The sequence below is a fragment of the Pelomonas sp. Root1217 genome, from assembly GCF_001425705.1.
In the GTDB taxonomy this organism is placed as follows: domain Bacteria; phylum Pseudomonadota; class Gammaproteobacteria; order Burkholderiales; family Burkholderiaceae_C; genus Pelomonas.
The window spans coordinates 407208-428176 of sequence record NZ_LMDC01000028.1 but is presented as its reverse complement, the minus strand read 5'-3'; the positions used below and the strand labels follow the sequence as shown (position 1 = coordinate 428176).

At 67.0% G+C, this 20969-nt stretch carries 20 protein-coding genes; 13 read left to right on the top strand and 7 right to left on the bottom strand.

All coding sequences use genetic code 11. The features are described 5' to 3' along the window. Positions 1–8 precede the first annotated feature (8 nt). Positions 9–899: a UTP--glucose-1-phosphate uridylyltransferase GalU gene (galU, locus tag ASC95_RS21960; protein ID WP_057299822.1), complete on the bottom strand. Its 891-nt coding sequence runs from the start codon at positions 897–899 to the stop codon at positions 9–11. A 79-nt stretch (positions 900–978) separates the two neighbouring features. Between galU and ASC95_RS21955 the strand changes: the two genes are divergently transcribed. Continuing rightward, entirely contained in the window at positions 979–1929 is a 951-nt protein-coding gene (locus ASC95_RS21955) for a D-isomer specific 2-hydroxyacid dehydrogenase family protein (protein WP_082568005.1), read from the top strand. Positions 1930–1936: 7 nt separating this feature from the next. On the opposite strand, the gene ASC95_RS21950 is transcribed toward ASC95_RS21955, so the two are convergent. Beyond that, positions 1937–4750 carry a valine--tRNA ligase gene (locus ASC95_RS21950; RefSeq protein ID WP_057299820.1) on the bottom strand — a complete coding sequence of 938 codons (2814 nt, stop codon included), beginning with the start codon at positions 4748–4750 and terminating at the stop codon, positions 1937–1939. 260 nt (positions 4751–5010) lie between these two features. Here ASC95_RS21950 and ASC95_RS21945 point away from each other — a divergent pair, with 260 nt between their 5' ends. From ASC95_RS21945 to ASC95_RS21930, 4 genes are read left to right on the top strand one after another with little or no spacing between them, the layout of a single operon-like run. Next, complete coding sequence (locus ASC95_RS21945; protein ID WP_057299819.1) at positions 5011–5460, top strand: Spy/CpxP family protein refolding chaperone; 450 nt, start codon at positions 5011–5013, stop codon at positions 5458–5460. Next, a complete protein-coding gene (locus ASC95_RS21940; RefSeq protein ID WP_057299818.1) occupies positions 5460–5747 on the top strand; it encodes a 4Fe-4S dicluster domain-containing protein in 288 nt (95 codons plus the stop codon). Before ASC95_RS21945 ends, ASC95_RS21940 begins: the two co-directional genes overlap by 1 nt. 7 nt (positions 5748–5754) lie before the next feature. Then, entirely contained in the window at positions 5755–6462 is a 708-nt protein-coding gene (locus ASC95_RS21935; protein ID WP_057299817.1) for a response regulator transcription factor, read from the top strand. After that, positions 6459–7538 carry an ATP-binding protein gene (locus ASC95_RS21930; RefSeq protein WP_082568004.1) on the top strand — a complete coding sequence of 360 codons (1080 nt, stop codon included), beginning with the start codon at positions 6459–6461 and terminating at the stop codon, positions 7536–7538. Before ASC95_RS21935 ends, ASC95_RS21930 begins: the two co-directional genes overlap by 4 nt. Positions 7539–7593: 55 nt before the next feature. Here ASC95_RS21930 and ASC95_RS30890 read toward each other — a convergent pair whose 3' ends face one another. From ASC95_RS30890 to ASC95_RS21910, 4 genes are all read right to left on the bottom strand, one after another. Then, complete coding sequence (locus tag ASC95_RS30890) at positions 7594–7716, bottom strand: amidase family protein (protein WP_235538011.1); 123 nt, start codon at positions 7714–7716, stop codon at positions 7594–7596. 113 nt (positions 7717–7829) lie between these two features. Next, positions 7830–8723, bottom strand: a complete 894-nt coding sequence (locus ASC95_RS21925) for a PEP-CTERM sorting domain-containing protein (protein WP_082568003.1) — start codon at positions 8721–8723, stop codon at positions 7830–7832. A gap of 204 nt (positions 8724–8927) precedes the next feature. After that, complete coding sequence (locus ASC95_RS21915) at positions 8928–9905, bottom strand: GMP reductase (RefSeq protein WP_057299813.1); 978 nt, start codon at positions 9903–9905, stop codon at positions 8928–8930. A gap of 176 nt (positions 9906–10081) precedes the next feature. Continuing rightward, positions 10082–11392: a DUF3422 family protein gene (locus ASC95_RS21910; protein WP_057300462.1), complete on the bottom strand. Its 1311-nt coding sequence runs from the start codon at positions 11390–11392 to the stop codon at positions 10082–10084. Positions 11393–11486: 94 nt separating this feature from the next. Here ASC95_RS21910 and ASC95_RS21905 point away from each other — a divergent pair, with 94 nt between their 5' ends. Next, on the top strand, positions 11487–12620 hold the full coding sequence (locus ASC95_RS21905) for a beta-ketoacyl-ACP synthase III (RefSeq protein WP_057299812.1): 1134 nt from the start codon (positions 11487–11489) through the stop codon (positions 12618–12620). Here ASC95_RS21905 and ASC95_RS21900 read toward each other — a convergent pair. Then, positions 12617–13351 (bottom strand): transporter, encoded by a 735-nt coding sequence (locus ASC95_RS21900; RefSeq protein ID WP_057299811.1) that lies wholly within the window; start codon positions 13349–13351, stop codon positions 12617–12619. The two genes, ASC95_RS21905 and ASC95_RS21900, sit on opposite strands and share 4 nt — an antisense overlap. A gap of 36 nt (positions 13352–13387) precedes the next feature. Here ASC95_RS21900 and sbcB point away from each other — a divergent pair, with 36 nt between their 5' ends. From sbcB to ASC95_RS32060, 7 genes are all read left to right on the top strand, one after another. Next, on the top strand, positions 13388–14821 hold the full coding sequence (gene sbcB / locus ASC95_RS21895) for an exodeoxyribonuclease I (protein WP_057299810.1): 1434 nt from the start codon (positions 13388–13390) through the stop codon (positions 14819–14821). Positions 14822–14904: 83 nt separating this feature from the next. Continuing rightward, positions 14905–16869: an MFS transporter gene (locus ASC95_RS21890; protein ID WP_200960185.1), complete on the top strand. Its 1965-nt coding sequence runs from the start codon at positions 14905–14907 to the stop codon at positions 16867–16869. 108 nt (positions 16870–16977) lie between these two features. Then, positions 16978–17919: a GGDEF domain-containing protein gene (locus ASC95_RS21885; RefSeq protein WP_057299809.1), complete on the top strand. Its 942-nt coding sequence runs from the start codon at positions 16978–16980 to the stop codon at positions 17917–17919. A gap of 115 nt (positions 17920–18034) precedes the next feature. Continuing rightward, on the top strand, positions 18035–18307 hold the full coding sequence (locus ASC95_RS21880) for a hypothetical protein (RefSeq protein WP_057299808.1): 273 nt from the start codon (positions 18035–18037) through the stop codon (positions 18305–18307). A 124-nt stretch (positions 18308–18431) separates the two neighbouring features. Continuing rightward, positions 18432–19298 (top strand): hypothetical protein, encoded by an 867-nt coding sequence (locus ASC95_RS21875; RefSeq protein WP_057299807.1) that lies wholly within the window; start codon positions 18432–18434, stop codon positions 19296–19298. Between the two features lie 53 nt (positions 19299–19351). Beyond that, positions 19352–19915: a sigma-70 family RNA polymerase sigma factor gene (locus tag ASC95_RS21870; RefSeq protein WP_057299806.1), complete on the top strand. Its 564-nt coding sequence runs from the start codon at positions 19352–19354 to the stop codon at positions 19913–19915. After that, positions 19908–20921 carry an ankyrin repeat domain-containing protein gene (locus ASC95_RS32060; RefSeq protein WP_057299805.1) on the top strand — a complete coding sequence of 338 codons (1014 nt, stop codon included), beginning with the start codon at positions 19908–19910 and terminating at the stop codon, positions 20919–20921. Before ASC95_RS21870 ends, ASC95_RS32060 begins: the two co-directional genes overlap by 8 nt. Positions 20922–20969 lie beyond the last annotated feature (48 nt).

The window sequence follows — 20969 nt, the reverse complement described above, 5'->3', positions numbered from 1 at the left end:
GCAAAGCCTTAGAGATTCAGCCCCTGCAGGAATTCCTTGAAGCCAGGGCCGAGCTGCGGGTGGGCCAGGGCCAGCTCCACGTTGGCCTGCAGGAAACCTTCCTTGCTGCCGCAGTCGTAGCGCTTGCCGTCGTAGCGGTAGGCAAACACCTTCTCGCGGCGCAGCAGGCCGGCGATGCCGTCGGTCAGCTGGATTTCCCCGCCGACGCCACGCGGCTGGTTGGCGATCTCATGGAAGACGCCCGGCGTCAAGATGTAGCGGCCGGCCACGCCCAGGCGTGACGGCGCGTCTTCGGGCGCCGGCTTCTCGACGATGCGGTTCACGTCCATCAGGTGGTCGTTGACCTGGGTGCCGGCGACGATGCCATAGCGGCGGGTGTGTTCGGGCGGCACTTCCTGCACGGCCAGGATGGAGGCGCGCCAGTCGGCGAACTGCTCCACCATCTGCTTCAGGATGGGTGTCTCGCCCACCATCAGGTCGTCGGCCAACAGCACGGCGAACGGCTCGTTGCCCACCAGGCGCTGGCCGCACAGCACGGCGTGGCCGAGGCCCAGAGCCTGAGCCTGGCGCACATAGATGCACTCCATGTCATCGGGCTTCACCGAGCGCACCACGTCCAGCAGGTCCTGCTTGCCGGATTTTTCGAGCGCCACTTCGAGCTCGAAGGTCATGTCGAAATGATCCTCGATGGGTCGCTTGTGGCGGCCGGTCACGAAGATCATCTCGCGCACGCCGGCGGCGTAGGCCTCTTCCACGGCGTACTGGATCAGCGGCTTGTCGACAACCGGCAGCATCTCCTTGGGTTGGGCCTTGGTGGCTGGCAGGAAGCGGGTGCCGAGGCCGGCAACCGGGAAGATGGCCTTGGTGATCGGCGATTTGGACGAAGAAGCCATGGGCATACACTGGGTTGACAGGGTCGCAACGATTGTGTCACGCAGGTTGTGACGATCTGACCCCTGAGTCGGGCACATACAAACAATGACAGTCCTGATCCTTGAACCGTTGGAAGCCGAGGTGGTGCAGTGGCTGGCCGAACGCCACGATGCCCGCTTTGCGCCTGAACTCGTGGGTGATCCGGAGGGCCTGGTAGAGGCGCTGCAGGACTCCCGTGCCCTGGTGGCGCCTCCTGACGTGCGCATCGATGCCGAACTGCTGCGCGGCGCGCCCAGCCTGCGCGCCATCGGCCGTGCCAGCGGCGGCGCGGAGAACATCGACATCGAGGCCTGCCGCAAGGCGGGCGTGGAGGTCGTGCGCTCCCAGGCTTCGACGGCCAGCGCCGAGGCGGAGTTCGCTGTCGGTGCCCTGCTCAGCCTGCTCAGGCGAGTGCCCATCGAGGGCAGCGACGGCCTCAAAGTGGGGCGGGAGCTGGGCTGTTCGACGATTGGCGTGCTGGGCCTGACGCCGACGGCCCAGGTACTGACCCAACTGCTGCATGCCTTCGGTGCACGGGTCATCGGCTATGACCCGGCCCTGCATCCGAGCGACGCGACCTGGGCACGCTGGGGCATCGATTCGGTTTCGTTGAGCGAACTCGTCGAGCACAGCGATGGCCTGGTGCTGCTTCTGCCTTACTTTCAGCGCTTTCGCGGGCTCATTGGCGACCGTCAGCTGGAGAACGTGCGCCCAGGCCAGGTCCTGGTCGGCCTGAGCCAGTCCGGCGTCGTCGACGAGGCGGCTCTGGGCCGGGCGCTGCGCAGCGGCAAGCTGCGAGCCGCCTGGTTCGACAGCCTCGAGCCGGGTTGGCTGGAGGCAGGACGGCCGCTGCACGGCATTGCCACGCTGCAGGTGACGCCGCGGCTGGCCGGCACGACGCGGGAGTCGCGCGTGCGCGCCGCCTGGGCGGTGGCGCGCGGCCTGGACGAGCTGCTGGGCGCGCCGCCCAAGGGCAAGAAGAAGGCGGCCTCGAAGAAGGCCGTCGACTATTACTGAGCCGCGATCAGGCGGGGAGACGGGCCAGCTGCTCACGCAGCCGTGCCACGGTTTCCTTGAAGCCGGCCACCCGGGCGCGCTCCTGCTCCACCACGGCGGCCGGCGCCCGGGCGACAAAGCCCTCATTGCCGAGCTTGGCCTCGGCCTTGACGATCTCGCCTTCCAGGCGCGTCGCTTCCTTGGTCAGCCGGGCGCGTTCGGCCTCGACGTCGATCTCGACCTTCAACGCCAGCTTGGCCGCGCCATGCAATAGCACCGGTGACGTCGCGCTCTGCTTGGCGAACTCGGCCTCGTCGGCAATCAGCTCGACGGCGGCCAGCTTGGCCAGCACCTTGAGCACGGCAGCGGCTTCGCTGAGGAAGCTGAGATCGCCGCCCACCAGCAGCGGCACGCGGTCGCTGGGGCTGAGGTTCATCTCGCTGCGCAGGCTGCGCGTCGTGCCGACCACTTCCTTGAGCTGGGCCATCCAGGCGTCGGCGGCCGGATCGATGCGCTCGGGCTGGCTGACGGGGTAGGGCGCCTGGCCGATGTAGTCGGTCGCCTTGCGGCCGGCCACGGGCGCGACGGTCTGCCACAGCTCCTCGGTGATGAAAGGCGCGACGGGGTGGAGCAGGCGCAGCGTCGTCTCCAGCACGCGGATCAGCGTGCGGCGCGTGGCGCGTTGCTGGGCCTCGTCACCCGTCTGGATCTGCACCTTGGCGATTTCCAGGTACCAGTCGCAGTACTCGTCCCAGACGAAGCTGTAGACGGCGTTGGCGACGTTGTCGAGGCGGTACTCGACAAAGCCCTGGGCCACGGCCGCTTCCACGCGCTGCAATTCGCTCGTGATCCAGCGGTCGGCCTGGCTGAACTTGTTGTAGCCGGGCGGGCAGGCGCCTTGGTCGTGCGCGAGGCCGCAGTCCTGGCCCTCGGTGTTCATCAGCACGAAGCGCGTCGCGTTCCAGAGCTTGTTGCAGAAGTTGCGGTAGCCCTCGCAGCGCTTGGTGTCGAAGTTGATGTTGCGGCCCAGGCTCGCGTAGCTGGCCATCGTGAAGCGCAGCGCATCGGCGCCATAGGCCGGCATGCCTTCCGGAAACTCCTTCTTCACGCGAGCAGCCACCTTGGGCGCCGTCTCGGGCTTGCGCAGGCCGGTGGTGGACTTCTGGATCAGCGTGTCGAGGTCGACACCCTGGATCAGGTCCACCGGGTCCAGCACATTGCCCTCGCTCTTGCTCATCTTCTGGCCCTGCGAGTCGCGCACCAGGCCGTGGATGTAGACGTCCTTGAAGGGCACCTGGCCGGTGAAATGGGTCGTCATCATGATCATCCGGGCGACCCAGAAGAAGATGATGTCGTAGCCGGTCACGAGCACCGAGGAGGGCAGGAAAAGGTCCTGTTCCAGCGTCTTCTGTGGCCAGCCCAGCGTCGAGAAGGGCACCAGCGCAGATGAGTACCAGGTGTCCAGCACGTCGGGGTCGCGGGTCAGCTCGCCAAGGTAGCCGGCGGCCTTTGCGCGGGCCTGCGCTTCGTCCTCGCTGCGCGCGACGAACAGCTCGCCGCCCGTGCCGTACCAGGCCGGGATCTGGTGGCCCCACCACAGCTGGCGCGAGATGCACCAGTCCTGCAGATTGCCCATCCAGTGGTTGTAGGTGTTGACCCACTGCTCGGGGTAGAACTTGACCGCGCCGGTCTCGACGGCGGCAATCGCCTTGTCGGCAATGCTCTTGCCATCGGCGCTGGGCTTGGTGACGGCGACGAACCACTGGTCGGTCAGCATCGGCTCGATGACCTGGCCGGTGCGCTCGCAGCGCGGCACCTGCAGCTTGTGCTTCTTGACCTCGACGAGCAGGCCTTGCGCCTCCAGGTCGGCGACGACGCGCTTGCGGGCGACGAAGCGGTCCAGCCCGCGATAGGTCTCGGGCGCGTTGTCGTTGATCCTGGCCTGCAGGTCCAGCACCGCGATCATCGGCAGGTTGTGACGCTGGCCGACGGCATAGTCGTTGGTGTCATGCGCCGGCGTGACCTTGACGACGCCGGTGCCGAACTCGCGGTCCACGTAGTCGTCGGCGATGACGGGGATCTCGCGGTCCGTCAGCGGCAGCTTGACCAGCTTGCCGATCAGCGCGGCGTAGCGCTCGTCCTCTGGGTGGACCATGACGGCCACGTCACCCAGCATGGTCTCCGGTCGCGTGGTGGCCACCACGACCGAGCCCGAACCGTCTGCCAGCGGATAGCGGATATGCCACAGCGAGCCGTCTTCTTCCTCGGAGTTCACCTCCAGATCGGACACGGCGGACTGCAGCACCGGATCCCAGCTCACCAGGCGAGTGCCGCGGTAGATCAGGCCTTCCTCGTAAAGCCGCACGAAGGTCTCGACGACGACGGTCGAGAGCTTTTCATCCATCGTGAAGTACTCATGGCCCCAGCTCACCGAGTCGCCCAACCGGCGCATCTGGCCGGTGATGGTGTCACCGGATTGCTGCTTCCATTCCCACACGCGGGCGACGAAATTCTTGCGACCGAGCTCCTTGCGGCTGGTGCCGGCGGCCTGCAGCTGCCGCTCGACGACGATCTGCGTCGCGATGCCGGCGTGGTCGGTGCCCGGTACCCACAGCGTGTTGTCGCCCTTCATGCGGTGGTAGCGCGTCAGCGAGTCCATCACCGTCTGGTTGAAGGCATGGCCCATGTGCAGCGTGCCGGTCACATTGGGCGGCGGCAGCTGGATGCTGAACGAGGACTTGGCCGGGTCCAGCGTCGGCTCATACAGGCCGGCGGCTTCCCACTTGGGGCCCCAATGGGCTTCCAGGGCGGCGGGTTCGAAGGACTTGGCAAGTTCGGTCATCGCGGCGTCGCCCGCTGTGAAGCTGGGGCGAAAAGAGGGCTTTTCGGGGGTCTGCGATTGTAGGGGGCCGCACTCGCGCGGCCTCCGCGGCGATCAGCGCGTCTGCAGCTTCAGCTGTGACAAGGGCGCACAGCCTCCCCGGCCCCGGGCGAAACAAAACGATACCCGGCGATACCGCGTCGAGATGCTCTGGCGCGGGCTAACCGCAAACATGAGCGCCATCCCAACCACGGGCCTCGAGCGCCCCACGGAGCAGCACCATGAACTTTTTTCGTCGCTGGCACGCCCACCACGAGTTCCACCACCACTTTGGCCACGGCCATCACGGCCCTCATTTCGGCCGCCATGCTGATGGCTTCGCCCACCTCCTTCTCAACCGAGTCGGCGCCAAGCTGGACCTGGACGCCGAGCAGCACCGCAAGCTCGGCGCCTGGCTTGAGCAGCTCCAGCACCAGCGCGACACGATGAGGGGCCTGGCCCGCGGCCCCGAGGTGGCGGGCCTGTTCGCCGCCGAGCAATTCGCCCGCGAGCCGGCGCAGCAGCTGCTCGACGCCAAGTTGGATGCGCTGCGCGCCGCCGGCCCCGGGCTTGTCACGGCCTTTGCCGACTTCTTCGATTCGCTGGACGACGAGCAACGCCAGGCGCTGCGCTTCATGATGCGGCGCCACGGTCGTCATGACAGCCGGCACGACCAGCGAGACGCGGCGTGATGGATGTCCACTGCGGCAAGCAGCCCCGCGGCCGCTTTGTGCCGCACATCGACCGCAACCGCTGCGAGGGCAAGGGCGAATGCGTCGCCGTCTGTCCCTTCAACATGTTCACGCTGGGCAAGCTGGCACCCGAGCAGCGCCAGTCCCTGAGCCTGTTCGGCAAGCTCAGGGGCATGGCCCACGGCTGGGAGCAGGCCTTCGCGCCCAATGCCGCCGGCTGTGAAGCCTGTGGTCATTGCGTCAGTGCCTGCCCGGAGAAGGCCATCACGCTGGTGCGGGCCGAATAATCGCGACATGTACAGATTGCTGCTGATTGACGACGACGAAGCCCTGGCCGGGCCGCTGACGCAATACCTCGCCCGCTTTGACCTGCAGCTGCAAGCCGTCACCCGTCCCAGCGCCGCGCTGGCGCGGCTGGCGGCCGAGCGCTTCGACGCGCTGATCCTCGACGGCATGCTGCCCGAGATGGACGGCTTCGAGTTCTGCAAGCAGCTGCGCGCCAGCAGCGAGGCCTGGCGCGACATGCCGGTGCTGATGCTGACCGCGCGCGGCGATCTGACCGACCGGGTCGTCGGGCTGGAGCTGGGCGCCGACGACTACCTGCCCAAGCCTTTCGAGCCGCGCGAGTTGGCGGCACGGCTGCAGACCATCCTGCGCCGCACGCGCTTTGTATCGGCGGCTGCCCCGAGCGTGGTTCAGCCTTCCAGCAAGCTGTGCTTCGAGGGCCTCGAGATCGACACCGCGCGCCGCGAGGTGACGTGCGCGAGCGGCCTGGTCGAGCTGACCGGCACCGAATACGAGCTGCTCGTGATGCTGGCCCGCGAGCCGGGCAAGGTCTTCTCGCGCGACGACATCCTGAACCGGCTGCGTGGCCAGGAAGCCGAGCTGTTCACCCGGGCCGTCGACATCCTGGTGAGCCGCCTGCGCCGCAAGCTCGAGCCGCTGGCCGCGCTCAAGACGCTGCGCAACGCCGGTTATTGCTTCGCATTGCCCAGCAAATGATGAAGCCGCACGCCTACGACCACCGCTGGCGCGAACGCTGGGAACGCAAGCGGGCCAAGCGCGCCGGGCGCATGAACCGCGACTGGGACTACCGCTGGCGCGTGCGCCATCGCTGGCACCAACGCTGGCATTACCAGCACAAGCGCTTCAAGCATTCGCTCGGTGCGCGGCTGATCGCCGTCTTCATCCTGCTGGCCTGCATCAGCAGCGCCATCCTGTGGATGTCGATGGGCAGTGCCTACGGCCTGCTCTGGGCCGTGCCGGCGCTGTTCCTTGTCACGGGTCTGGCCTTCGGCATGATCCGCCACATGGTCTGGCCGTTGCACGCGCTGGCCATCGGCGCCGAGGCCTTCCGCCGTGGTGAGTTCTCGCACCGCGTGCCCGTCATCCATGGCGACGAGATCGGTGACCTGGCGATGCGCTTCAACCAGATGGCCGCCGACATCCAGGCCATGCTGGACGGCAAGCGGGCGCTGCTGCTGGCCATCAGCCACGAGCTGCGCAGTCCGTTGACGCGGGCCCGCCTGCATGCCGAGCTGGTGGGTGAGGGCGAATCCCGCGACGCGCTGCTGGACGAGCTGGCGCAGATGCGCGACCTCATCACGGCGCTCTTGGAAAGCGAGCGGCTGGGCAGCGGGCACAGCGCGCTGCAGTTGTCGGACTGCGATCTTGGCGCGTTGGCGCAGGAGCATGCCCAGCTCGGTGTGGAGTTGCATGTCGAGTCCGATCTGCCTACGTTGAAACTGGACCGCCTGCGTGTGCAGCTGTGCCTGCGCAACCTCGTCCAGAACGCGCTGCGCCACAACGATGCGACCCGAGGCGCCGTGCAGCTCAGCCTGGCTCGTGAAGGCACGGGCGTACGCCTGACCGTGCGCGACTTCGGCACCGGCGTGCCACCCGAGGCCCTGCCCCAGCTGGGCCAGCCCTTCTATCGACCGGACGCCGCGCGCACGCGCCATGTCGGCGGTGTCGGCCTGGGCCTATGCCTGTGCCGGTTGGTGGCCGAAGCCCATGGCGGCCGGCTGGAGCTGCGCAATGCCAAACCAGGCTTCGAGGCCTCGGTGCGTTTCAGCTAGGCACCCGGTCGAACCAGGGTTGGGTGGTTTCCAGTTCTGCGGCCAGTTGCAGCAGCTAGCCGTCCTCACCTGGCGCGGCCACGAGCTGCACCCCCAGCGGCAGATCGTCGCTCGTCCCGTGCAGCGGCAGCGAGAGGGCCGGCGCGCCGGTCAGGTTGGCGAGCTTGGTGAAGGGCACGTGGCGCAGGCCTTTGAGGTGGCGTCACGGCTACGGTAGGCGATGAAGTCCATGCAAGCCGTGACCTGGAGGGCCAGCGTTGCCGCTGGCCTGGAGCACATGGGCTTGGATCGTCAGCGCCGGCGGCGCGTCAGTGCACTCAGGCTTGCCAAGCCCGCCAGCAGCAGGCCGGCGGACGCGGGTTCAGGTACTGCGCTGGCCACGCCCTGCGCCGACGCATAGGCGGCGGCGAAGGCGCTGCCCTGCAGGTACTGGCTCGCTGGGTTGGAATAGCTGACGAAAAACTGGTTCGGCCCGTCTACGTAAACGCCAAAGGCATCGAACGTCGTGAGCTGCCTTGCGAACGACACCTGGCCGAGATCGAGGCTCTGCAGGGAGATGCTGGACTGCATCGTCGTGGATTCGCCAGGCTTGCTGGTGAAGCTGGCGCTGGTGTCGGCACGCAGCAGCAACTGAGTCTGCGGCGTCAAAAGGAAGCTGATGGCGAAACCATAGGTCCACACATTGGCGGAATTGCCTTCACCCCAAGCTTGGGCGTTCGACGAAATGTTGACGCCGGCGCCGAAGAGGTCACCCACAAAGACATGCCCGGACGACGCCGAAAGCCCGGTGATCGACGACACGGGGCCGAGCGCCTGGCCCAAGCTGCCATAGACCTCCTGGGCATCCGGATTCGGACCCGTGCCGCTCGAAGTTCGGCTGTAGACGGCGCTATAGCCGGCCAGGAAGTGCACCTGCGGCGTGACGCCGTCATTGAGATCCAGATCGACGAGTTCGAACCGGATGTTGTTCAACGACACGCTGGCGGTCGCCGCGGTGGCATGGCTGGCAGCGGCCGACAAGCCCGCGGCCAATATGGCGGTGGCGAGGTGGTGGTGGATGGCCATGTTTCCCTCTGCTTTTTGGATGGCCGCGCACTCTAAGGCAGGGATTGGCGAAGGGCCGGCGATCAGCCCCCTTGTTCGAGGGGCGCACGGGATGATGACGGGACGGTGGCTCGCTGGCATTCTCAAAGGCCGCCGAAACGAGCGCGCCGCTCAGTTGCTACATGAACAGATGCTCGCCGGCGTTTTGGCTGCGCCGGAATGCGGACCTCACGCTGCGCGCGAGATGCTCCCCCGCGTTCCGCAGATGATCACATGAACAAATGTTCGCCCGCATTCTGGCTGCGCCCTCGAGGGCTCGCCGAAACGCCGGGCGACCATCGGTTGCTACATGAAGAGATGCTCGCCGGCGTTTTCTCCGCCAAGAATGACGTAATTCACCTTGCGCAGGTCCGACAACTGCGTGCCGCCCGCATACGAGATCGAACTCTGCAGGTCTTCCTGCATCTCGCGCAGCGTGTCGGCGAACTTGCCTTTGACCGGCTCCAGGATGCGCTTGCCCTCGACATGCCGGTACTCGCCCTTGTTGAAGTCGGAAGCCGAGCCGTAGTACTCCTTGTAGAGCTTGCCGTCGACCTCGACGGTCGTGCCGGGCGACTCTTCATGCCCGGCGAACAGCGAGCCGATCATGACCATGCTCGCACCGAAGCGCACGCTCTTGGCGATGTCACCATGGTGGCGGATGCCGCCGTCGGCCACGATGGGCTTGGTAGCCACGCGTGAGCACCACTTCAAAGCCGACAACTGCCAGCCGCCGGTGCCAAAGCCGGTCTTGAGCCGGGTGATGCAGACCTTGCCCGGGCCGACGCCAACTTTGGTTGCGTCCGCGCCCCAGTTCTCCAGGTCGATGACGCCTTCGGGCGTGCCGACGTTGCCGGCAATGACGAAGGTGTCAGGCAGCTTGTGCTTGATGTGGCCGATCATGCGCTGCACGCTCTCGGCGTGACCGTGAGCGATGTCGATGGTCAGGTAGTCGGCGCCGACGCCCTCGGCCGCGAGCTTGTCGACCAGTTCGAAGTCGGCCGGCTTCACGCCGACGCTCAGGGAGACCAGCAGCCCCTTGTCGCGCATGTCCTTGGCATAGGCCAGGCTGTCGAGGTCGAAGCGGTGCATCACGTAGAAGTAGCCCTCACGGGCCAGCAGCTCGGTGATGGGCTCGTCCACGACGGTCTTCATGTTGGCGGGCACGACCGGCAGCTTGAAGCGGTGTGGGCCGAACTGCACCGAGGTGTCGCAGTCCGAGCGGCTTTCCACGCGGCAACGGCGCGGCAGCAGCAGGATGTTGTCGTAGTCGAAGATTTCCATGTCAGTGGTGTTCGCAAGTTGCGGCGCGCGTTATTGCAGTGCGAGCCTGGGCTGCGAGCGCTTGACTTGGCTCTGCCGGCTTTCCGCTTGCTTTTGAAGCAGGCAAAAAAAACCGGACGCCAAAATTTGGGCCCGGTGATTGATTCTACGCGGGGGCGCCGGCTCCGGCACGTCGTTCAGTGGTTGAAGATCTTGCGGTGGATGCGCCGCGTCGTCTGCCAGACGGCCAGCAGCACCAGCGGGATGGCCGCCCCGGCCGCCAGTTCAGGGCTGAATGGCAGCCAGCCCTCGGCCTTCAGCGCCTTGAAGAAGTAAAGCAGCAGGCTGACCACGTAGTACGTGATGGCCGCCAGAGACAGGCCTTCGACGGTCGCCTGCATGCGCAGCTGCGTGCGCTGGCCCTCACCGAGCTGAGCCAGCAGCTGCTGGTTCTGCGCCTCGGTGGCAATGTCGACCCGCGTGCGCAGCAGGGCGCTGGCCCGCGAGATGCGTTGTGACAGGCCGGCCAGCCGCTGCGCCGTCGCATTGACCGTCGCGATGGCTGGTGAGAGCCGGCGCTGCATGAACTCGCCCAGCGACTGCCTGCCGGCCACCTTGCCCTCGTGCAACTCGGCCAGACGCTGCTCGACGATGGCCTGGTAGGCCTGGGTGGCGGCAAAGCGGTATTGGTGCGAGGCGGTGGCGTGCTCGATGCGCGCGGCCGTCGAGATCAGGTCGTCCAGCAGTTCGGCTTCCGACGCGCCGCGCTTTTCCAGCCGCGCGGTGATGCTGGCCAGCGTGGCCTCCACCTCGGCCAGCGTCGAGCCGAGCGACTTGGCGGCGGGCAGGCCGCGCAGGGCCATCAAGCGGTAGGTCTCCAGCTCCAGCAGGCGCTGGCAGATGCGGCCGGCGCGGGTCTCGGGCGTGCCGGGCTCGGCCAGCACGACGATGTGCTCGAAACCGGTCGCGCGCAGGCAGAAGTCGGTGACAACCAGGGAATGGCCGCCGCCCATCGTCGACGCGACCGTCGCATGCGCACCGAACCAGGTCTGGGCCTCGGTCAGGGCGCTGGGCGCGAAAGTCAGCTGCCGCTCGATCATGACGAGCTTGATGGCCGCAAAGGTGCGCCCCGGGATGCGCCCCAGCCAATCCGGTGCGACACGCAGCGCCAGCGCATCCAGCGTCTGCGCGCTGGCCTCGGCGTCGGCGGGCAGCGGCTGCACGACCGAATAGCGCGTGAACTCGGCATGGCGCTCCCACTTCAGCGAGAACTCGCCGCAGCGCAGGCGCAGAAAGTTTGCGTTCAGCGCCTCCTCGGCCAGTTCGTGCTGGCCGGGCAGCTGGCGCAGGTGGGCGTGTTCGAGCGCCCGGCTGATGCCGTCGTTGAGCACGGCGATGTGGACGATGACGGCCGGCAGGCGGATGCGCGCCGGTGGCCGTGCATGCACCTCATTGTGCAGGGCCAGGCGCAGGGCGTCGTCGGGAGGGAGCAGGCTGTCTTCGTGCATCTTTTCGTCCAAGGCCCCAGGCTAGTGCTTAGACGGCGCACCAGCATGGCTCTATAAAATTTGAGGCTTCGTACATCAGCAGGGCGTCCTCCTCATGCAAGCTTCATTCCCGGCCGTGGTCATCAGCGGCACCGGCCTGTACCGCCCGCCCCATGTCATCACCAACGCCGAGCTCGTCGAGGCCTTCAACGCCTATGCCGACCTGCAAAACGCCGAGCATGCCGATGCGATCGCTGCCGGCGAGCGTACCGCCCTGACACACTCCAGCGTCGAGTTCATCGAGAAAGCCTCGGGCATCAAGCAGCGCTATGTCATCGACAAGGCGGGCGTGCTGGACCCGACCCGCATGTACCCGCGTTTTGCGCCGCGTGGCGACGGCGAGATCTCGCTGATGGCCGAGATCGCCGCCGATGCCGCCCGTCAGGCCTTGGCACAGGCCGGCAAGACCGGCGCGGATGTTGACGCCGTGCTCTGCTCCAGCGCCAACATGCAGCGCGCCTATCCGGCCATGGCGGTCGAGATCCAGCAGGCGCTGGGAGCCGGCGGCTATGGCTTCGACATGAACGTGGCCTGCTCCTCGGCCACCTTCGCGCTGGAACAGGCCTTCAACGCGGTGCGTTCGGGCGCCAGCAAATGCGTGCTGGTCGTCAACCCCGAGATCACCTCGGCCCACCTGGAATGGCGCGACCGCGACTGCCACTTCATCTTCGGCGACGTCTGCACGGCCCTCATCGTCGAGCGCGCCGAAACCGCGACCGGCAACGACCAATGGGAGATCCTCGGCACCCAGCTTGCCACGCAGTTCAGCAGCAATATCCGCAACAACTTCGGCTTCATGAATCGAGCCGAGGATCGCGACCCGAGCGACCGCGACCTGACCTTCTATCAAGAAGGCCGAAAGGTGTTCAAGGAAGTCGTGCCCATGGCCGCCGCCCACATTGAGGCGCATCTGGCCAAGCTGCGCCTGGAGCCAACGCAGATGCGCCGCTTCTGGCTGCACCAGGCCAACCAGGGCATGAACCAGCTCGTCATCAAGAAGCTGGTCGGCGCCGATGCCGGCAGCGAGATCGCGCCGCTGATCCTGGACGAATACGCCAACACGGCATCAGCGGGTTCCATCATTGCCTTCCATCACCACCGGGGTGACCTGAAGGCGGGCGACGCCGGTGTGATCTGCTCCTTCGGCGCGGGTTATTCCATCGGCAGCGTCGTCGTCAAGAAGCGCTAAAAGCGCAGTGACAACCCCACCGTCCACGCCCAGTCCGGCGTGTTGTGGTTGAGACCGCGGAACACGGCGGCATCCAGTTGGGCGTCATTGCTGACTTGCCAGGCCAGCCCCGTGCCGGCGGTGATGACGTTGCCGCCATTGCGCGCTGACGCCAACTGCTGGCCGGCGATCTCGGCAAAGCCATGCAGCTTCTCGCTCACCGGGATGCCGAGGCTTGCAGACAGCAGGGCTGCCGTGTAGCGCTGGTCGGTGTCGTTGCGGTCGGTAACTACGCCGGCCATGGCGCCGAACGAGTAGCCCGACGGCAGCTCCCACTGCGCCAGGAAGCTCAGGCCCGGGCGCAGCCCATGCCCCTTGAACACGCCGCTGCCTGAAGGCGTCTTCACGTCGACCAGCACGCCCAGACCAGGCTTGCCTTCGTCGCCATCCTGCAACTGCCACTTGAAGCCCAGGCCCAGGTCGCCGCGGCCGCTGGCGTCGGGGTTGCGTTGGCGCAGGGCACCGTCGCTGTCCAGCCTCAGCTCCAGCTCATGGCCGACACCGAGACGCAACAGCGTCGGCGTCGAGCGCAGGCGTGTCGATGCATCTCGCTGCCAGGCGCCGCTGCTCTCGACCTGGAAGCGTCCGGCGGCCACCACGTCGGGGCCGTTGGTGAAGTCCGGCCGGTCCGGCGAGATCGCGTCGGCATGGGCGGCCGCGCAGGCGGCCAGAAGCAGCAGGACAAGTCTCATGCGAGCCACTCTAGCGGCTGAGCTATCGTGGCGGCCATGTCTTCCCTTTCATTTTTCTGGCACGACTACGAGACCTTCGGCCGCGTGCCGCGCCGCGACCGCCCGGCCCAGTTCGCCGGCCTGCGCACCGATGCCGAGCTCAACGAGATCGGCGAGCCGCTGATGCTGTATTGCCAGCCGGCCCCGGACTATCTGCCTGACCCCGAGTCCTGCCTGCTGACCGGCATCCTGCCGCAGCATTGCCTGCAGCACGGCGTGCCCGAGCATGAGTTCGCCGCCGCCATCGAGACGGTACTGGCCACGCCCAACACCATTGGCGTGGGCTACAACAGCATCCGCTTCGATGACGAGGTCACGCGTCATCTGTTCTGGCGCAACCTCATCGATCCCTATGGCCGCGAATGGCAGAACGGCTGCGGCCGCTGGGACCTGCTTGACGTCGTGCGCTGTGCCTATGCGTTGCGGCCCGAGGGTATCGAGTGGCCCAAGCATGAAGACGGGCGCCCGAGCTTCAAGCTGGAGCACTTGACCATCGCCAATGGCGTCGCGCACGAGGCGGCCCATGATGCGCTGTCGGACGTGCGTGCCACCGTGGCACTGGCGCGCAAGCTGCGCCAGGCCCAGCCCAAGCTGTGGGACTTCTGCGTCAAGTTGCGCGGCAAGCAGGCGGTGTGGGACGAAATTGGCATCGGCAAACCCTTCCTGCACATCTCCGGCATGTACGGCCCCGAGCGCGGCTGCATTGCCATGGTCTGGCCGCTGGCGCCGCACCCGACCAACAAGAACGAACTGATCGTCTGGGACTGCTCGGCCTCTCCCGAGGAGCTGCTGACGCTGAACGCCGCCGCCATCCGCGAACGCATGTTCACCAAGCAGGAACTGCTGCCTGAAGGCGTCACGCGGCTGCCGATCAAGACCATCCACGTCAACAAGAGCCCGATCGTCATCAGCAACCTCAAGACGCTCAGCCCCGCGATGGCCGAGCGCTGGGGCCATGACGTCGAGGTTCAGCTTGCCAGCGCGCGACTGCTAGCTGAAAAGGGCCGGTTGCTCGACGGCCTGTGGGCCGACGTCTTCCAGCGGGAGCCCTTTGCGTCGGCCGACGTGGACGAAGACCTCTATGGCGGCTTCATCGGCAACGAGGACCGCCGGGCGCTGAACAAGGTGCGCACGATGACGCCCGCGCAGCTCGCCGAGCGCGCGGCGCAAGGTAAGGTGGCCTTCCAGGACGGGCGGCTGGATGAGCTCGTCTTCCGCTGGCGTGCGCGCAATTTCCCGACGAGCTTGTCGGCGGAAGAGGCGCAACGCTGGCAAGCCCACCTCGCCGCACGGTTGCATGAAGGCGAGGGCGGCGCACAGACGCTGGCGGCCTTCATGGAGCGCATCGACCAGCTCGGCGAGACGGCCGATGAGCGAGGTGAGCAGATCCTGTCGGCCTTGTACGACTACGCGGAGCAGATCGCCCCCTGAGGCAGCGTCTCCTCAGTCTTGGTGAAGCGGTGAGGACTGCTCAGGGAGCACCATGCGTGAACTTCCCGTGAGGAGAGTTCCCCATGACGGTTGCATCCACCGCCGAGCAGCAGACGGCCACGGCCGCATCCATCTCGGACGCCAGCCAGGGCCGCCCGCCGATGGACAAGATCATCGTGGCCATCCACGGCATTGGCAGCCAGCTGCGCAGCGACACGATACGGTCGGTGGCACGGCGCTTTGGCGACAGGGCGTCGCCGCCACTGCCGGTCATGCCGCTGGGTTACTTCAACCTTGGCTCGGCGGCGGCGGTTCGCATCAGCCGCCTGGACGCCAAGCCTGCAGACGCCTTGTCGCGCATCGGCTTCGCCGAGGTCTACTGGGCCGACATTCCGGGGCAGGTCGTCAAGGCCAATGACACGCTGGAGGAGACCAAGGCCTGGGGCCACACGGTGGTCAGCCGCGCCGAGTCGCAGTACCGCAAGGAAGTGCCCAACGGCAATCTGAAGGCTGAGGACTTCCAGCTCGGTACCGGCATCGTCGACGAAATCGTCGAGACCGTAGGCGTGCTCGAGAGCCTGCTGGCCGTGCTCGCCCGCATGGGCATCTTCAAGTTCGAGCTGGCGCCGCTGCTGCGCGACTACGTCGGTGATGTCCAGCTCGTCACGGACTTCCCCTACTACCGCGACAAGATCCTGCACCGCTTCCACAGCGCGCTCGCGCAGGTCGTGGCAACCTTCCAGCAGGCCTGCCCAGGAGGCGATCCGGAGATTTACATCGTCGCGCACAGCGAGGGCACGGTCATCAGCTTCCTCGGCTTGCTCGAGGCGCTGTCGGGCCGCCCCATCGTCGACCCGGACAACCCGTCCGGTGCACCAGTTGACGACGGCTGGATCCACTATGTGCGCGGCTATATGACGATCGGCTCGCCGATCGACAAGCACATCGTGCTGTGGCCGGCGCTGTGGCAGGGCCTCCAGCTGAAATCCAGCTGCTCCGGCCAGCAGGTGCTCTTTGGCGACAGCAAGGCACCGCGGCTGACGCTGGCGCAGCAGATCAAGTGGCGCAACTACTACGACTTCGGGGACCCCATCGGGTTCAAGCTCGATTCCGCCATGGGGTTCCTGAAGGAAAGCGGCTGCGCGGCCTTCGAGTTCGGCAGCAAGCATGACCATGGCTTCAGCCGCTACTGGTTGCCCGGCAAGGCACACAACGACTACTGGAACGACTCAGAGGTGTTCGGTCATTTCATCGACGACGTGGTGCTGCCGGACCCGACAGTCCAGCCGAAAGTTCCGGCCAGCAACAGGCTCGTTGACCGGGTGAGCCTGGCCATCCCCTATGTGGCGAGCCTGCTCTTGCACGTGGCGGCCGTGTTTCTGCTCTACAAGGGCGTGACCCAGGCGGGTGCGGCTTTCGATCGGCTGCCGCTGCAGATCCTGCTGATGAGTGGCCTGCTGATGGGCATCACCGCTGCGGCGCGGCTCCCCCGGCTCGTGCACACCGCCGGCCGGCGATGGCATCTGGCGGCAACGCTCGCCTTTCTGATCGGTGCCGTGCCGTTCTTCCACTGGCTGCCGTCCGGCCCCGCGGACTTCCTCGGTGGCCCTCTCACCCAGCTCTTCTCCGTGTCCGCTGGAGGCTCCGAGCTCGCCGTCCGGCTGGCCCTGGTCGGGGCTGCCGCACTGATTGCCCTCAGTGGCTGGCTTTTGCCTCGCCGACCCAACTGGGGAAGGCGCTGCCTGGTCGGAGCGGGAACCGCCGTGATCGCCTTCATCGTCGTCTCGCGCCTGCTCGGCGGCGATTCGGCGACTGCGCCGCCTGCGTGGCCGGTCCTGCTCGCCGGGGCGGCCTTTCTCTACCTGTGGTGGCTGGGCATCCTGATCTTCGACCTCAGCTTCATCTGGCACCGCTACATCCGCCGGTCGGTGGCGGTCGACACCATGCGGCAGTGGAAGCGGGGCCACGATGCGCGGCCGAACTCCAAGATGGGCCTGGGCGCTCCCGACTCGCCGTTGTCGCCGCCGTCGGCCAAAGCGGCCGGCTAGGAGGTTCAGTCGAGACGAAGCTCGAACGCTGGTGGTGTGACGGGCGTCATGGCCGAAAGCCTTCAGTCCTGCGATAGTCGGGCCTAGAAGATCGAGTCGGAGACCCCCATGAGCAGCGCTACTCCCGCCACGCCCGCTTCCACCGAGGACCCCATCGCCGCCCGCCTGCGAACCTTGCTGGTACGTGCGCCAACGGCCGTCGCCTTCGTCCGCGGCCAGCGTTTCGAGGTCGTCAGCGAGGAGTTCAACCACCTGTTCGGTTTCAACGACGACGGTGAACTGGCCGGACAACCTACGCGCCTCGTCCACACCACCGACATGGCCCACACGGCGTTGCAAGAGCGCGCGGACGCGGCCTTTGCCGCGGGTCGACCACTGGACGAGGAGATCGAATACGTCAAGCGCGACGGTCACCGCTTCTGGGGCCGTCTGCAGGCCTCGCCGGTGCACTGGGATGCGCCCTCCGGCGAGTCGTTGTGGATCGTCGAGGACGTGACTGCTGCCCGGGCGCTGCGCCTGCAGCCCACCTGGACGGCCAAGCACGACGCCGTCACCGAGTTGGCCAACCGTCGTGAATTCGAGCGCCGCCTGGGCGAGCATGTCGGCAGCCGGCGCAACGAGCCGGTTTCGGTGCTTTGGGTCGACGTGGACCGTTTCGGCGAGGTCATCAAGGACATGGGCGCGGAGGTGGGCGATCATTTCCTCTATGGCCTGGGGCAGATGCTGATCAGCAAGGTGCGCGCTTCCGACCTCGTCGCGCGCCTGGAGGAGGACCATTTCGCCATCCTGCTGCCCGACTGCGACCAGCATTACGCCCAGATCATCGCGGAGAAGGTGCGCTCGTCCATCGCCAGCTACCGTCTGCGCTGGGGCCTGCACCGCACCCGCGTGAAGGCGTCGCTGGGCGTCGTGCAGATCCAGCCGACGCTGGTGACGGTGGACGCCGTGCTTGGCGGCGCGGCGTTGGCCTGCACCGAGGCCAAGGCAGCCGGGGGCGACAGCGTACGCGTCTTCGTTTCGGCCGGCGGCTATGAGGAACTGGCGGGCTGATTTCACGTTTGATGCCAGGGCGAACCCCGGAAATGCGGGGTTTTTCGTCAGATGTTCTAAAGTTCACTTCAACGCGGTCGATGTAGCGGCCAGCGCGCCTGAGAACTGAGTCCCGATGAACGTCCCCTTGTCCACCGCCATGTCCGGCATCTCGTCTGCGAACGAGCGGCTGCGCGCGTCGGCGGCCAATATCGCCAACCGGGCGAGCAGCAATCAGGCCCGCCCCAGCGTCGAGCCGACCAATGTCGACAAGGTGCCCGAGCGCGAGATCAACCCGGCCAACGAGATCGTCGAACAGCAGTCCGCGGCCTACTCTTTCGTCGCCAACCTGAAGGTGCTGCAGACGCAGATCAACACCACTGGTGCGCTACTGGACATCAAGGCCTGAGCGACCTTCCTCCTGCGACAGAAGCGGCCTCGGGCCGCTCTTTCTTTGGCCGGCCGGCTTTTTCACCCCGTTTGCCGCGTGGCTCCGTACAAGCAGAGGACCCCACCCCTGCGAAGGATCCGCCATGAGTTCACCGCTCCCCCTGCGCCGCCGTACCGCCTTGCTCCAGCTGACCGCCTTCACGTGCCTGGCTGGCCTGCACACCGGTTGCGCTGCCGTCGTGTCGCCGCCGCTGCTCGACATGCAGCTGGTTGACCGTGACAGCGGCGCTTCGCTGGCCCAGTACGCCAGCCGCGGGCGCCGCTACAGCCCCGGCATGCCGGGCTCACGCTATGCCATCCGGCTCAGCAACCGCAGCGGAGAACGGGTGTTGGTGGTGTTGTCCGTGGACGGCGTCAACGCCATCACCGGCGACACTGCGGGTTTCAACCAGTCTGGCTATGTGCTGAGCCCGGGCGAGAGTTATGACATCACCGGCTGGCGCAAGAGCGACGAGCGCATCGCGGCCTTCGAGTTCACGTCGCTGGGCGACTCGTACGCGGCGCGCAGTGGGCGGCCTGCCAATGTTGGCGTGATCGGCGCGGCAGTATTCCGCGAGGTGTATGTACCGCCGCCGGTGGTCTACGAGCCGCCCCCCGTGTCGTCCGCTGAGCCCGCAGCGCCCAGCATGCTGAGCCGCCTGAATGGAGGGGCTGCCGATGTGTCGGCCCAGGCAGCACCCGCGCGCGAAAGCGCTGCAGGGCGCGTCGAGGCCGAGCGCGCTGCCCGTGCAAAGCTGGGCACGGGCCACGGCGCCTCGGAATGGTCTCCCATTGCGCACACCGGCTTCCAGCGGCGCACGTCACAGCCCGAGCAGTTGGTGGAGATCCACTACGACAGTCATGCCAATCTGATGGCCGCCGGCATCATGCCTCGGCCCATGGCGCAGTTGCCGCGCTCTTTCCCCAACAGCAGCGGCGGCTATGTGCCCGACCCGCCGCCGCGCTGGTGAGGTCTTGCCCTATGCCGCAGACCCACCTCTGGCCGGCGTAGCATCCGCGCCGCATGCCTGCGAGTGAACCCGCTGATGAAGAGCTCATCGCCAGCTATCTGCGCGGCGATATGGGTGCGTTCGACCGGCTCTACCGCCGCCATGACCGCAAGACCTTCGCCTTCGTCCGCCAGATGCTGCACCCCACGGATCGCGCCACGGTGGAGGACCTGCACCAGGAAGGCTGGCTGGCCGTTGCAGCCAAGGCCGCCAGCTTCGCGCCGGCCAAAGGCAGGTTCTCGACCTGGCTCTTCACCGTGCTGCGCAACCGGGTGCTGGACCATCTGCGGGCGTGCCCGCCACAGGCCGATGACGAGGCCGACCTCGACCAGTTGGCCTCGGCCTGTGCTGGGCCTGAACAACTGCTGGTGTCCAAGCGCCTGGTCGAGGCGGTTGAAGGCGGCCTGCTGCGCCTGTCCGTTGAGCAGCGGGAGGCATTCTTGCTCTTCACGGTCGTTGAGCTCAGCCTCGCCGAGATTGCCGACGTGACCCAGGCCCACCCCGAAACCGCCAAGACCCGGCTGCGCTATGCGCGCGAGGCGCTGCGGCACCGACTCAGCGAGTGGCGCGATGGCTGAGTTCGATCCTGTTCAGCCGAACGACGCAGCCGAGACTGCCTATCGCGAGGCCTTGCTCGGTGACGACGCTGGCCGCGAACAGCGGCGTGCGCGTCTGATGGCGGCGCTGCCACGGCCGGATGTGGCTGCTGCCGTGCCCGTCGCCGGTAACGCCTTGGCCTGGCGTTGGCAACCCTATGCGCTGGGCCTGCTGGTGACGGGGCTGCTGGTGGCGACAGTTTTTGTCTTGCAAGGACGAAACGCCGAGCCGCAACCTGAAACCGATCCGCGGCTGGCCGCGGCCGCGCCTGCATCGATGGCTGGCGCGGTGGTGGCCCAAGCCAGCCCGACCGTCGAGCCCATGCCTGCGCCTGCCGCCGAAACGCGCCGCACAACGGCCAAGGCCGGCCCTGCCAAGCCGCGCGCCGAACGATCTGCTCCCGTGGTGATGGCGGATGCGACGCCGCCGCGGTTGCACAGGCAGGCGGAGGTGAGTGCGGGCGCGGCCAAACCGGGGCCGCCTGTGATGCCGCCACCACCGGCCGAGCCGGTGATGGCTGCAGCGCCAGCACCCGCTGCGCCCGCGATGGCTGCCGCGCCGTTGCCGCCCCGAGCTGTTGCCGACGCGTCAAGCCAGGCCGAGACGCTGGCGCGATCGGAAGCAGTTTCAAGCGGGGTCGCAGGCCGGTTTCGAGCAGCACCGCAGATGGCCCAAAGCCTGGCCGCCTCCGACGTTGCCGAATCGGCGAAAGCCGCCATGCCGGCCAATGCCTTCCTGTTGGCGGCTGCCGATCAGGCCGACCTGGCAATGGCGCGCTCGGCCCTGAAAGCCGGCGCTTCCATCCGTCTGCGTGACAGCCAAGGCCGCACGGTCCTCATGCTGGCCGCCCGCACCGGGTCGCGAGAAATGGTGGACCTGCTGCTCGCTGCCGGCGCTCGCAAGGCAGACCGCGATCCCCAAGGTTGGACGGCCGCCGACCATGCCGTGGCTCAGGGGCATGGCGATCTGACGGACATCCTGCGCTAGGCGGCGCGCCAAACGACAAGCCCACCGGGCTTGCGCGCGGCGGGCTGA